Annotated in this window: 9 protein-coding genes; 4 read left to right on the top strand and 5 right to left on the bottom strand. The window is 57.2% G+C overall.

Features of this window, described 5'->3' with window-relative positions; genetic code table 11:
- The first annotated feature begins 396 nt into the window (after window positions 1-396).
- The 4 genes from RAC65_RS11315 to RAC65_RS11300 all read left to right on the top strand — a co-directional run bounded on the left by RAC65_RS11315 (window position 397) and on the right by RAC65_RS11300 (window position 6,918).
- Window positions 397-1,950 carry a pyridoxal phosphate-dependent decarboxylase family protein gene (locus RAC65_RS11315; protein WP_375096712.1) on the top strand — a complete coding sequence of 518 codons (1,554 nt, stop codon included), beginning with the start codon at window positions 397-399 and terminating at the stop codon, window positions 1,948-1,950.
- A gap of 10 nt (window positions 1,951-1,960) precedes the next feature.
- A complete protein-coding gene (locus RAC65_RS11310) occupies window positions 1,961-3,253 on the top strand; it encodes a lysine N(6)-hydroxylase/L-ornithine N(5)-oxygenase family protein (RefSeq protein WP_375096711.1) in 1,293 nt (430 codons plus the stop codon).
- Between the two features lies 1 nt (window position 3,254).
- The gene (locus RAC65_RS11305) at window positions 3,255-5,606 is read left to right on the top strand and encodes a GNAT family N-acetyltransferase (protein WP_375096710.1); all 2,352 of its coding nucleotides are present in this window, start codon (window positions 3,255-3,257) and stop codon (window positions 5,604-5,606) included.
- A gap of 79 nt (window positions 5,607-5,685) precedes the next feature.
- A complete protein-coding gene (locus RAC65_RS11300; RefSeq protein WP_375096723.1) occupies window positions 5,686-6,918 on the top strand; it encodes an MFS transporter in 1,233 nt (410 codons plus the stop codon).
- 38 nt (window positions 6,919-6,956) lie between these two features.
- On the opposite strand, the gene RAC65_RS11295 is transcribed toward RAC65_RS11300, so the two are convergent.
- From RAC65_RS11295 to urtB, 5 genes are all read right to left on the bottom strand, one after another.
- Window positions 6,957-9,074: a TonB-dependent siderophore receptor gene (locus RAC65_RS11295; protein WP_164482928.1), complete on the bottom strand. Its 2,118-nt coding sequence runs from the start codon at window positions 9,072-9,074 to the stop codon at window positions 6,957-6,959.
- A 288-nt stretch (window positions 9,075-9,362) separates the two neighbouring features.
- Window positions 9,363-10,061, bottom strand: coding sequence for an urea ABC transporter ATP-binding subunit UrtE (gene urtE / locus RAC65_RS11290; RefSeq protein ID WP_375096709.1), 699 nt, complete (start codon window positions 10,059-10,061; stop codon window positions 9,363-9,365).
- Window positions 10,062-10,853, bottom strand: coding sequence for an urea ABC transporter ATP-binding protein UrtD (urtD, locus tag RAC65_RS11285; RefSeq protein ID WP_039338787.1), 792 nt, complete (start codon window positions 10,851-10,853; stop codon window positions 10,062-10,064).
- Entirely contained in the window at window positions 10,846-11,922 is a 1,077-nt protein-coding gene (urtC, locus tag RAC65_RS11280) for an urea ABC transporter permease subunit UrtC (RefSeq protein WP_375096708.1), read from the bottom strand. The genes urtD and urtC overlap by 8 nt, the downstream gene beginning before the upstream one ends.
- Window positions 11,922-13,487, bottom strand: coding sequence for an urea ABC transporter permease subunit UrtB (urtB, locus tag RAC65_RS11275; RefSeq protein WP_058702148.1), 1,566 nt, complete (start codon window positions 13,485-13,487; stop codon window positions 11,922-11,924). The genes urtC and urtB overlap by 1 nt, the downstream gene beginning before the upstream one ends.
- Window positions 13,488-13,545 lie beyond the last annotated feature (58 nt).

The following is a 13,545-nucleotide window of genomic DNA, read 5'->3' as shown; positions in this document are numbered from 1 at the left end:
CATCTTGAAAACAGCACTTCCCTACGGAATCAGGGCTGTGGGGAAGCCTGTTTTGTCAGCCTGGCGGCTCCTTTCGCCTACTTTTTGTGATCAAGATCACGTAAATAGATATTAGTCATACTTATGAGAATGGTTACACTTCCATAAATTGAATGATAATGATTATTATTTATGTTGTCATTTTCGTTAACAATCACTCAGTAAATACAAATAAACCACACAAAATGTAGTTTTTTGGATTTTTGCGAACATAAATTCTCAATTTTTCAGGGCTGATGGGTTAGCTGTACCGGCTAAAGATTACCGAATCTGAACTGACACGTGCGGTCTGGCACGATCTGCTGCCCTTTTACCGGGGCGGCCAGGCGACTTACGTCTTAAACAAAGGAACAGGATATGGTGTTACGTAAGCAAACTCTGTCGGTCCCGCGCCGACATCTGTCTGAAGATATTCCTGCGGCTCAGGACGTCATCTTTAACGAGGCGCAGATTACGGCGTGGCAGCAGCAAACGCACGCGGCGCTGACGCTGATCAGCAGCACGGTGCAGCGCGTGGAGAAGCCGTTCAGCGGAATCCTGCCCCATGAGCTGGCCCCGGCGTTCAGCGCCGTCGACCTTGATCAGCCTCTGGGCAGCAACGAAGCCGCGCTGGAAGAGCTGCGATCACTTTACCTGCGCGACGCCGTCTGGTTCCACCACCCCAAATATGTCGCCCATCTTAACTGCCCGGTTGTGCTGCCTTCGCTGCTGGCAGAGCAGATCATGGCGGCGGTAAACAGCTCCGTCGATACCTGGGACCAAAGCGCGGGCGGCACGCTGATTGAGCAGAAGGTCATTGACTGGACGCTGGGCCGCATCGGCCTGCCTGCGAGCGCAGACGGCATCTTTACCAGTGGCGGTACGCAGTCCAACCTGATGGCGATGCTGCTGGCGCGGGACAGCTGGTGCGCCACGCACCATCCGGGTCACCTGATCAAGCATAAGGGGTTGCCGACGGAGGCCGCGAAATGGCGCGTGCTGACCTCCCGACTGAGTCATTTCAGTATTCAGAAGTCGATGGCGATTCTTGGCCTGGGCTACGATGCGGTGATTTCCGTGGATTACGACGAACACTACCGCATGGACAGCGTACAGCTTGAGCGCGAAATTGAGCACTGCCATGCGCAGGGCCTGATTCCCATCGCCGTCGTGGCCACCAGTGGCACCACCGATTTTGGCAGTATCGATCCGCTGAACGCTATCGCGGATCTGTGTCAGCAGTACGGCATCTGGATGCACGTCGATGCGGCTTACGGCTGTGGCCTGCTGGTATCTGAAACGCAGCGGCAGCGCCTCAGTGGTATCGAAAAAGCGGACTCGGTGACGGTGGATTACCACAAGTCATTCTTCCAGACCGTAAGCTGCGGGGCATTTTTCGTGCGCGATAAACAGCACCTCAGCCATGTGACGCACCATGCCGATTACCTCAATCCGCTCAGCGCCCAGCAGGAAGGGACGCCAAACCTGGTCAACAAAAGTATTCAGACGACGCGCCGGTTTGACGCGCTGAAAATGTGGCTGACGTTGCGCATCATGGGCCCGGCGGCGCTGGGGGAAGCATTCGATACCATCCTGACGTTGACCGAGGCAACCCATCAGTTGCTGAAAGCCCATCCGTCTATTGAGGTGCTGCATGCGCCTGAACTGACCACACAAATCTTCCGTTTCGTACCCCGGCCTGACATGCGGGCGGCACAGCTGGATGCCATCAATGCCGGTATCCGCAAGGCGCTGTTCCGCTCGGGTAACGCGGTGATCGCCGGTACGAAAGTCGAGGGTCACCAGTACCTCAAATTTACCCTGCTGAATCCCACCACTACGGTGGCCGACATGGAAGACGTCATTGCCCTGATTGTCCATTACGGCCGGGAGCAGGCACGTGAGCTGACTTTGCAAGCCGCTAACCAGTGAGAACGGTACGATGAACGACAACATTTATGACTTTATCGGAATTGGCATCGGTCCTTTCAATCTCAGCCTGGCCTGTCTGAGTGAACCTGTTGAAGGGCTGAATGGCCTCTTTCTGGATCAGAATCCGGGCTTTGACTGGCATACCGGCATGATGCTGGAAAGTGCGCATCTGCAAACGCCGTTTATGGCCGATTTGGTGACGCTGGCCGATCCCACCAGTCCTTACAGTCTGCTGAACTATATGAAGCAGAAAGGAAAACTGTATTCGTTCTATATCCGCGAAGACTTTTTCCTGATGCGTAAAGAGTACAACCAGTACTGTCAGTGGGCCTGTTCAAAGCTGAGTAACCTGCGCTGGAACACGCGCGTGGACTATGTGAGCTACGACGAAGCGTTGCAGTGCTACCGCGTACGGGCAGTCGATACGGTCAATGGGCAGCAGCAGGACTGGCTGACCCGCAGGCTGGTGTTGGGCACCGGTCCTGAAGCCTGGCTGCCTGGCTGCAGCCATCCATACCGGTCGCGTTTTACGCACTCCAGTCAGTATCTGGCGGATAAGGTGGATTTGCAGAAAAAACCGTCCATTACCGTACTGGGTAGCGGGCAGAGCGCGGCAGAGATCTATTACGATCTGCTTACGGAGATCGATCGGTTTGGCTATCAGCTGAACTGGATAACCCGTGCGCCACGCTTTTATCCGCTGGAATATACCAAACTGACGCTGGAGATGACCTCGCCAGAATGGGTGGACTATTTCCACGCGCTGCCGGGTGAGAAACGCGATGCGCTGAATGCGCGCCACAAAAATCTCTATAAAGGCATCAACAGCACGCTGATCAACGCTATCTACGACCTGATGTACGTTAAGCAACTGGATGGCGCGCTGAACGTTAACCTGTTCACCCATTCAGAACTGACCGGAATGCGCGCGTTACCCAACGGAGAGTTCGAGCTCGCGCTGCATCAGCAGGAGCAGGATTGTGCCTTTACCCGCCGTACGCACGGTCTGGTGATGGCAACGGGCTATCAGTATCGTCCGCCGATGTTTATTGAAGGCATCAGCCAGCGTCTGCGCTGGGACGAGAAGGGCCGTTACGACGTTCAGCGTAACTACAGCATTGATCGCCACAACCAGATCTTCGTGCAGAACGCGGAGCTGCACACGCACGGCTTCGTTACACCGGATCTGGGCATGGCCTGCTATCGCAATTCGGTGCTGCTGCGTGAAATCACCGGCAAAGAGATCTATCCCGTCGAACGGCAGATTGCCTTCCAGACTTTCCCGGCTCAATCGGAATCGTAATATGTCACAGTTAACGCTTTTCACTGCCGCCCGCCCGGCAGGCCAGTTTACCCTCCGCCCTATGCAGGCCGCTGACGCCACGCTGATTCATCGCTGGGTGACGCGCGACTATGCCCGCTTCTGGGGAATGCAGAATGACACACCAGAGCAGGTCGCCGACTTTTACCACCAGCTGACGGCCAGGGATCCGCATGCGGCGTTGATCGGCTGCTGCAATGGTGAACCGGCCTTCCTTGTCGAATGCTATCGCGCCCGCGAGGATGAAGTAGGTAAATACTATCCCGCTCAGCCGGACGACTACGGCATGCATATTCTGATCGCGCCCGCGGAAACCCCGGTCAGGGAATTTAGCTGGCAGGTCTTCAGCACCGTTATGGACTACCTGTTCAGCCGCCCCGAGGTCAGTCGCGTGGTGGTCGAACCGGATGTGCGCAACGACAAAATCCATCGCCTGAACAAACGTGCGGGTTTTCGCTACCAGCACACCATTGATATGGGCCACAAAACCGCCTGGCTCGCCTTCTGTCAGCGCGACGATTATCAACAGGCATTACTGCAGGACTCACGAATGAATCACGCCACCTCACTGTTAACCGGTGCCCATCTCACCGGACCTCACTGGCTGCAGGCTAACCGTTTACTGATTCGTAAAGCGATTGCCGAATTCGCGCATGAAAAGCTGATCGTCCCCGACGAAATGCACCCAGGACGTTATCGCCTGGCCGTGCCGGGTGCCGAGGCAGAGTACCATTTTTCCGCTCAGCGTCTGGCGCTGGACCACTGGGATATCGACGTTGCCTCACTGGAAAAGCAGGAGAATGGTCGGGCGTTACCGCTGGATGCGCTGCAGTTTATTGAGGAGTTTAATGCGCAGATCGGCATTCCTCAGGCGCTGTTAGCCACCTACATGGAAGAGATCAGCAGCACCTTATGCAGCAGCGTATTTAAGTTGCAGAAGCAGAATCCAGACAGCCAGGCGCTGGTAAAAGCGGACTTCCAGACCGTGGAATCCTCCATGACGGAAGGGCATCCCTGCTTCGTCGCCAATAACGGCCGCATCGGCTTCGATGCGCGGGATTACCTGGCTTATGCTCCAGAGGCCGCCGCGCCGGTAAATCTCATCTGGGTAGCCGTGCACCGTCGTCATGCCCATTTCTCCAGCCTCAGCGCGCTGAGCTATACGCAGTTGCTGCAGGAGGAGCTAGGGCAGTCCATTCTGGATCGGTTCGCGGCTCAGCTGACAAGCCACGGGGTGGAACCCGAGGACTATATCTTTATGCCCGTGCATCCGTGGCAGTGGCAGAACAAGCTGCTGACGGTGTTTGCGGCGGATATTGCCAGTCGGGACATTATTTATCTGGGCATCGGTGATGACCAGTATCAGGCGCAGCAGTCGATTCGTACCTTCTTTAACCGCAGCCAGCCTCACAAGCGTTATGTGAAAACCGCCCTGTCGGTGCTCAACATGGGCTTTATGCGCGGCTTGTCCCCGTACTATATGGCGACCACGCCTGCGATTAATGAATGGCTGGAAACGCTGGTGGCAAACGACAGCTGGCTTCAGCGCTGCAACTTCCGCATCCTGCGCGAGGTGGCCGCCGTGGGCTATCACAACCGCCATTACGAACGTGCCATTAAGGGCGATTCCGCCTATAAGAAAATGTTTGCGGCCCTGTGGCGCGATAATCCGGTTCCTGATCTGCAGCCCGGCCAGCGCTTGATGACCATGGCGGCGTTCCTGCATGTTGATCACCATCAGCAGCCGTTACTGCCCGCACTGATCGCCGACTCAGGCCTCCCCGCGGCACAGTGGGTTGAACGTTACCTTAACTGTTACCTCAGTCCGCTGCTGCACTGCTTCTATCAACACGATCTGGTGTTTATGCCCCACGGCGAAAATCTGATCCTGCTGCTGGAAAACAATGTGCCGGTCAGCGCCTACATGAAAGACATTGGCGAAGAAATCGCCGTCATGAACCCGGAGGCGGTGCTGCCGGAGAACGTCCAGCGTCTGGCAGTAGACGTGCCTGAAGAACTGAAACTGTTGTCGATTTTTACCGACGTCTTCGACTGTATCTTCCGCTTTATCAGCGCGATTTTGCACCAGTCAGGTACGCTGCCCGAGAGTCAGTTCTGGCAGTTGGTGGCACAGTGCGTGAAGGATTATCAGCAGGCGCATCTGCAGCTGGCCAGTAAATTTGCCCGCTACGATATGTTTGCGCCCACCTTTACCCGCTCCTGTCTGAACCGCCTGCAGCTGGCCAATAATCAGCAGATGATCAACCTGTCCGATCCTGCCGAAAACCTCAAGTTTGCCGGCACGCTGGAGAATCCTGTCGCCCGGTGGCGTTAACGGGATTATCACCGCCTTTCCCATCAGCGCGGTCGCCCTGGCGGCCGCGTTTTTCTCGTTTTACTGGATAATACTGACGATGGCTCGTTTTCAACCTGTCTCGCGCCTGACGCGACGACATCTGTTATTTCCTTTATCGCTGGTGCTGTTTGAGTTTGCCACCTATCTCGCGCATGACATGATTCAGCCCGGCATGCTGCGGGTCACACAGGCGTTTCACGTGGGCCCGGAGTGGGTGGCCACCTCGTTGACCGCCTATCTGATGGGCGGGATGCTGTTACAGTGGCTCCTGGGGCCGCTGTCCGACAAGCTGGGCCGCCGTCCGGTCCTGCTGACCGGTGTTGCGTTTTTTATGCTGACCTGTCTGGCGACGCACTGGGTGCAGGGCATCGGGCCCTTTATCCTGCTGCGCTTTCTGCAGGGCATCAGCCTGTGCTTTATCGGTGCGGTGGGCTATGCCGCCATTCAGGAGGCTTTTGACGAGGAACTCAGCGTAAAGATGATGGCGCTGATGGCGAACGTTGCGCTGCTGGCTCCGCTGGCCGGGCCGCTGGCGGGTACGGCGTTTCTGGCCGTCGCAGACTGGCGCACACTGTTTCTGTTTTTCGCTGCTCTGGCCGCGCTGTCGCTCATTGGCCTGGGCCTGTCGATGCCGGAAACCGCAGGTGACAGACGCACCTCCGTATCGCTGCCGTCGCTGGCGGCGGGCTATTATGCGTTGCTAAAAGACCGCCAGGTGATGTGCGGTTCGCTGGCTATTGGCCTGGTGACGATTCCCTGCCTGACATGGGTCGCGCTTTCGCCTGTTATCCTGATTCACGGTCTGGGCCTGAGCCGACTGGATTACGCACTGCTTCAACTGCCGGTCTTTATGGCAATGATTGCCGGGAATCTCACGCTGGGACGACTGGCCAGCCGTCTCTCCGTCGAGCAGCCGTTACGGTTGGGGGCCTGGCCTGTGGTTACAGGGCTTTTGATCGCTGTGCTGAGCACGTTATGGCAGGCGGACAGCTACATTGGGCTCACGGCTGGCCTCAGCCTTTACGGCTTCGGCAGCGGAATGGTCAATGCCGGACTGTACCGACTGACGTTATTTTCCAGTCAGGCAGGGAAGGGAAGCGTGGCAGCGATGCTGGGCATGGTCAGTATGGTGGTCTTTGCTTTTGGGATTGAGGCAGGCAAAGCGGCCTATTTTCATGGCGGTACCGCAGGCTTCAGCCTGTTGAACCTGATCTGTGGTGTGCTGTGGCTGTGGCTGGTTCGTGTTTTTCTGCGAGAAAAACAGCGGCGACATTGCGCCGCTGTGGCATAAGCGTTGACAGGCGGCACGGATTGCCGCCCGGGCATGGATCAGAAATCGTAGCCGACGGTCGCCACCACGGTGCGCTCTGCGCCCCAGTAGCAGAAGCCCGTGCCGTAGCAGGCAGAAACGTAGTCGCGATCGGTCAGGTTATTGGCATTAAGCTGCACAAACGCGCCTTTGAGGCTGCTGTTCCAGGCACCTAAATCAGCGCGGACCGAGGCGTCAAACAGCGTAGCGGAAGGCAGACGTGTGGTGTTCTCATTGTCTGCCCACTGCCGACCAATGTAACGCACGCCAGCACCGACGCTGATTCCCGCATCAAACTGGTATTTCGCCCAGGCAGACGCCATCGAGTCAGGCGTCACGTAAGGCGTGTGGCCGTTATTGCCGTCAATGGAATCTTTGAAGCGCACATGGTTCACCGTCACGCTCGCCAGCGTGCTCAGTCGCGGGGTGAGCTGATTATGCGCTTCCAGTTCGAGGCCCTGAGAGTGCACTTTACCAGCCGGTTCATAATACGAGCCCACTACCACGCGGTTACCGACATCATTCTGTGTCAGGTCGTAGATCGCGGCGGAGTAGAGATCAGACGTGCCCACGGGCTGGTACTTAATGCCGGTCTCATACTGCTCCGAGGTCGTTGGCTTCAGCAGGTTACCATCCCGTCCGGAAAGGGACTGTGGCGTAATCGCCTGGCTGTAGCTGACGTAGGGCGAAATCCCGTTATCGAAGGCATACAGCAGCGCCGCCCGGCCACTAACGTGATCATCCTGACGACGATATTGGGTATCGGTGCTGTACTGGCGGTTTTCAGACACGATGCGATCGTAGCGGCCTGAGAGATCCAGATGCCATTTGTCCCATTTCAGCTCATCCTGCAGGTACACGCCGGTTTGATAGTAACGACGCTGTGAATTTGTAAACACGTAAGCCGGATTCACGCCCACGGCCTGACCTGTCAGCGCATTGAGTGAACTGGCCGGGCCGCGGGCATCCCGTAAATCGTTCGTGTACTGATGGTATTCCGCACCCAGCACCACCTTGTGATCCACCGGACCGGTATCAAAGTCGGCTTCCAGCTGGTTATCAATCGCGTACGCCTGCAGCGACGAACGCGAGCCGGAATAGTAGCGATTGAGCAGTTCTGACTGCGGTGATGCCCAGCCAATCTGATAAACCTGATCCAGATCGACATTGGAATGGGAGTAGCTGGCATTCGAGCGAAACGCCCAGGTTTCATTAAAGCGGTGAGCGAATTCCGCGCTGTAAATTTGCTCCCGCCGCTTAAACTGATCCAGCGCGCTGTCGCCATCATAGAAACCGGTGCTGAGCTTACGCCCGTTATGTTCGGTGATGCTGCCGTCCCCAGGCACGGCACTGTGATAGCCGCCGGACGGATCTTTTTGCAGATAAGCGCGCAGCAGGAGTGACGTATCCTCATCAGGTTGCCACAGCAGTGAAGGCGAAATCGCATATTTTTCTTCGCGTGTATGATCGTACTGCGTATCACTGTTACGCGTTATGCCGGTCAGGCGAAACGCCCATTGATCGTTGATGGCATTGGTGTAATCAAACGCAGCGCTGTTGGTGTTATGGTTGCCGGTAGACAAACGGAAATGTCCCTCAGGCGCATACTGCGGACGTCTGGAGCTTTCCATCACTAAGCCACCCGGCACCGTCTGTCCATACAAGGCAGAAGAAGGACCTTTGATCACATCAATACGGTCGAGGAACCAGGGATCGACCTGCAGCACGTTATAGCTGCCGGGATCGCTCATCAGGCGCAGACCGTCCAGGAAAATGTTATCGACATCGCCGCCGTGGAAGCCGCGCAGAGAGACCGTGTCGTAGCGGGTGGCTGCGCCAGCGAAGTTCGTGAAGGCACCGGCGGTGTAGTTAAGCGCCTGATTCACATCCATTGCGCCCTGATCGGCCATTTGCTGGCGCGTCACGACCGAAACGGACTGACCGGTGGTGATCAAAGGACGATCGGTTTTGGTTGCCCCTTTACTGACGGTCGCCGTGTAGCCTTCAGTGGGCGTGGTCGATGTTTCTTCCGGCTTTGCTGTCACCACCAGCGTATCGGCGGCAAAGGAGACCGCAGGGGCGGCAATGGCGATGGAACACAGTAGCGCTAACCGTTTCGGGCCAAAAGGCATTCTCATTGTTTATCCCTTACAAAGGCAAATACAACGCGCCCGGCAGAAGAAAGGCGCAGAAAGTCATGTGACAAAGGTGTTATGCACATTGAATGCAAATGAGAATTATTATACTTACTGTTATTTATTACAAGATGTCTTGTGCGTTATTACACAAGAATTTAACGACGGAAAAGAAACGGGCCGGTCACGGATGCGTACCGTGGGCGTGCATGGCTCAGGTGGGAAGAAAGCGCAGGGTGCCGCGATCCAGGCAGGTCAGCCTGCGCGCCGACCTGCCTGACAGGAGGAGAATCAGATGGCGACCAGGCTCCGCACGTTATCCGTTTCCATCTCTTCACCGCGCCCGCGCTGGATAATTTCACCGCGCGACATGACCAGATAGCGGTCGGCCAGGTCCGCGGCAAAATCATAAAACTGCTCGACCAGCAGAATCGCCATGTCGCCGCGCTGTGCCAGTTGGCGGATCACCAGGCCAATCTCTTTGATCACTGAAGGCTGAATCCCTTCGGTAGGCTCGTCGAGGATCAGCAACTGTGGACGGCTGGTCAGCGCCCGGCCAATGGCCAACTGCTGTTGCTGGCCGCCGGACAGATCGCCGCCCCGGCGGGATTTCATATCGAACAATACCGGAAACAGCTGGTAAATCTCTTCAGGCACCTGCTTTGCCTGCGAGGATGAAAAGCGTGACAGGCCCATCAACAGATTCTCTTCAACCGTCAGACGCGGAAAAATCTCCCGCCCCTGCGGCACGTAAGCCATGCCGGCCTGCACGCGCTGGTGGGGCTTTCGCCCGTTGATGATATTGTCCTGCCAGCGCACCTCGCCCGATTTAGCCGGTATTAAGCCCATCAGGCATTTCAGCAGCGTGGTTTTCCCCACACCGTTGCGGCCGAGCAGGCAGGTGACTTCACCCTGTTTAACCTCAAAAGACAGGCCACGCAGAATGTGGCTGCCGCCATAATACTGATGCAGTTCAGAAACCTGTAACATTTAGCGCCCCAAATAAACGTCAATGACCTGCTCGTTGGCCTGTACCTCGCGCAGGGAACCTTCTGCCAGTACGGCTCCCTGATGCAAAACGGTGACGTGATCGGCAATGGTTTCCACGAAGCCCATATCGTGCTCAACCACCATAAGTGAATGCTTGCCCGCCAGACTGCGAAACAGTTCGGCGGTGTAGTCAGTTTCCGCATCGGTCATGCCCGCAGCGGGCTCATCAAGCAGCAGCAGGTGCGGTTCCTGCACCAGCAGCATGCCGATTTCAAGAAATTGCTTTTGGCCGTGCGACAGCAGACCTGCCGGTCGCTGGCGGGCGGCGCTAAGCCGCAGCAGCGTCAGGATCTCATCGATCCGATCCCGTTGCGCGCTGTCAAGGCGCGCACGCAGGCTGGCCCAGACGGTTTTGGTGGTTTTCAGGGCAATCTCCAGATTCTCAAATACCGTCAGCGCTTCAAACACTGTCGGCTTCTGAAATTTGCGCCCAATTCCGCTACGGGCAATCTCGACCGGCGACAGGGCGATGAGGTTTTTATCCTGATCGTAAATGACCTGCCCTGTGTCGGGACGCGTTTTGCCGGTAATAACGTCCATCAGCGTGGTTTTACCTGCGCCATTAGGACCAATGATGCAGCGCAGTTCACCGACGCCAATCTGTAAAGAGAGATTGTTAAGCGCACGAAACCCCTCAAAGGTTACGGTGATGTTAGCCAACTGCAGGACCGGATCGCGCCGGGCACGGTAACGATCGGCTGGCAGAGTTTGGGTGAACAGGGTCTCAGTCATCTTTTCTCCGGCGCAGTAAACCCATCACGCCATGCGGCAGAAACAGCGTGACCAAAATAAACATCATCCCCAGGAAAAACAGCCAGTACTCCGGAAAAGCCACGGTGAAAACGCTCTTCGCGCCGTTGATGATGGCGGCCCCGAGCAGCGGACCGATAAGCGTACCGCGCCCGCCAAGTGCGACCCAGATAGCGGCTTCAATGGAGTTGGTCGGGGACATTTCACTGGGGTTAATAATGCCAACCAGGGGCACATAGAGCGCGCCTGCCAGGCCACATAACATGGCCGAGAGGGTCCAGACGAACAGCTTAAAACCCCGGGGATCGTAACCGCAGAACATCAGGCGGTTTTCGGCATCCCGAACAGCGGTCAGCACCCGGCCAAATTTACTGCGGGCCAGCGCGAAGCCCAGCACCAGGCTTGCTAACAGCAGCATGACGGTAGCAATAAACAAGCCGATGCGCGTGTTGGTTGAGGTCACACTAAAGCCCAGCAGGGTCGTAAAACCGGTAAAGCCGTTGTTACCGCCAAAACCGGTTTCGTTGCGAAAGAACAGCAGCATGCCTGCATAGGTCAGCGCCTGGGTCATGATTGAGAAATACACGCCTTTGATTTTCGAGCGGAAGGCAAAGAAACCAAACACCAGCGCCAGCAGGCCCGGCACGAGGACAATCAGACACAGCGCCCAGGCGAAATGCTGCGTGCCTGCCCAAAACCACGGCAGCCGATCCCAGGACAGGAAGGTCATAAACGCGGGCAGGCTGTCCCCGGAGGCCTGGCGCATCAGGTACATGCCCATCGCATAGCCGCCCAGCGCAAAAAACAGGCCATGCCCCAGAGAAAGTAAGCCCGCATAACCCCACACCAGATCCAGCGCCACCGCGACCACGGCGTAGCACAGAATTTTACCGACCAGCGTTAAGGTATAGGTGGAGATCGCCAGCGGATGCGAGGCGGGCAGCAGTGCCAGGAACGGCATGATCAGCAGCAGCAGCGTAACGACTGCGCCAATGCCCAGCGTCAGGCGCGGTGCCTGACGCGTCAGACGTAAGGTGAGAGGTTGCGTCATCAGTCAGTCACCCTTCCTTTCACGGCAAACAGTCCCTGCGGACGTTTTTGAATAAACAGCACGATCAACACCAGAATAAGGATTTTCCCCAATACGGCCCCCATCTGCGGCTCCAGCACTTTGTTGAGAATGCCCAGCCCCAGCGCGGCGACCACGGTTCCGGCAAGCTGGCCGACGCCGCCCAGCACCACCACCAGGAAAGAGTCGATGATGTAGCCCTGGCCCAGTTCTGGCCCGACATTGCCTAACTGCGACAGGGCGACGCCGCCCAGCCCCGCGATACCGGAACCCAGACCAAATGCCAGCATGTCCACGCGGCCCGTCGGCACGCCACAGCAGTCGGCCATGGCCCGGTTTTGGGTGACGGCGCGCACGTTCATCCCCAGCCGTGTGCGGTTGAGAAGCAGCCAGGTCAGTATCAACACAAACACCACGAACAGGATGACTGCAATGCGGTTCCAGGGCAGAACCAGATTGGGCAGCACCTGCAATCCGCCCGACAGCCAGGCGGGATTGGCGACCTCCAGGTTCTGCGCACCAAACAGCATACGCACCAGCTGAATCAGCATCAGGCTGATGCCCCAGGTCGCGAGCAGAGTTTCCAGTGGGCGGCCATACAAATGGCGAATGATAGTGCGCTCCAGCGCCATTCCAATGGCTGCCGTCATCAGAAACGCGACCGGCAGCGCCAGCAGCGGATACCAGGCGATATACTGCGGTGCAAACTGCTGGAACAGGTTTTGTACCAGCCAGGTGGCGTACGCGCCCAGCATCAGCATTTCACCGTGCGCCATATTGATCACCCCCAGCAGACCGTAGGTGATGGCCAGGCCCAGCGCGGCCAGCAGCAGGATCGATCCCAGCGAGAGCCCGCTGAATGCCTGTCCCAGCAGATCGCCCCACATCAGGCGACTTTTCATCTGCTTCAGGCTGTCTGCCGCTGCCTCGCGTACCGTTTCATCGGGCTCGGCTGCGGGCTGCGTCAGGCGCTGCAGGCTGGCCTGAGTATTAGGATCGCTGGATTCGCCCAGCAGTTTGACCGCTCTAAGCCGCACCATCGGCTGCGGGCTGGTCAGCTGCAGACTGGCCGCCGTCATGGCCAGCGCAGCATGAACCTGAGGATCCGTTTCAACACTGAGGCGTTTCTCTATGAGCGGAAGCAGGTCAGCGGCCGCGTCGTTTTGTAACTGTTGCGCCGCGCGCAGGCGCACGCCGGCATCAGGGCTTACCAACTGATGGGCGGCGAGAGCACTGGCGACCAGTACACGCAGGCGGTTGTTCATAAACAGCTTTTTAACGTCGCCGTTGGGCTGTGCGGCGTCATCCAGTGGCTGAAGCGTATTCCCGGTTTTACTAAAGGGATGGTGGTCCTGATCCGTTACGACGGTTTCCGCTTTTAACGCTTCCAGCAAGGGTAAACGGCGGGCATCTGGCGCAGCGGCCCACTGTTGCAGCAGATCGGCCTGCTGAGTTCGGCTGGCGGCAGCAAAGTCCGTAGCGGGTCCGGCGCTGGCAAACAGCGGCAGAAGCAGCAATAACGCTAAAAAATTCAGGCGAAGCATCATGGTGAGTCTCATCAAAAGGGCGAGCATAGGATGTCCTGACGGCCGCCCTCACAGCCAG

Origin of the sequence: Pantoea sp. BS_8 (genome assembly GCF_041954965.1) — a bacterium.
In the GTDB taxonomy this organism is placed as follows: Bacteria; Pseudomonadota; Gammaproteobacteria; order Enterobacterales; family Enterobacteriaceae; genus Pantoea; species Pantoea stewartii.
Note: the sequence above shows the minus strand (reverse complement) of the source record. Positions and strands in the feature narration are given on the sequence as shown.

Bases quoted from the DNA above. Each gene is read 5' to 3' on its own strand.
- RAC65_RS11315 (WP_375096712.1), top strand. From the start codon at position 397: ATGGTGTTACGTAAGCAAACTCTGTCGGTCCCGCGCCGACATCTGTCT.
- urtD (WP_039338787.1), bottom strand. From the start codon at position 10,853: ATGACTGAGACCCTGTTCACCCAAACTCTGCCAGCCGATCGTTACCGT.
- RAC65_RS11295 (WP_164482928.1), bottom strand. From the start codon at position 9,074: ATGAGAATGCCTTTTGGCCCGAAACGGTTAGCGCTACTGTGTTCCATC.
- RAC65_RS11305 (WP_375096710.1), top strand. From the start codon at position 3,255: ATGTCACAGTTAACGCTTTTCACTGCCGCCCGCCCGGCAGGCCAGTTT.
- urtC (WP_375096708.1), bottom strand. From the start codon at position 11,922: ATGACGCAACCTCTCACCTTACGTCTGACGCGTCAGGCACCGCGCCTG.
- RAC65_RS11300 (WP_375096723.1), top strand. From the start codon at position 5,686: ATGGCTCGTTTTCAACCTGTCTCGCGCCTGACGCGACGACATCTGTTA.
- RAC65_RS11310 (WP_375096711.1), top strand. From the start codon at position 1,961: ATGAACGACAACATTTATGACTTTATCGGAATTGGCATCGGTCCTTTC.
- urtE (WP_375096709.1), bottom strand. From the start codon at position 10,061: ATGTTACAGGTTTCTGAACTGCATCAGTATTATGGCGGCAGCCACATT.
- urtB (WP_058702148.1), bottom strand. From the start codon at position 13,487: ATGATGCTTCGCCTGAATTTTTTAGCGTTATTGCTGCTTCTGCCGCTG.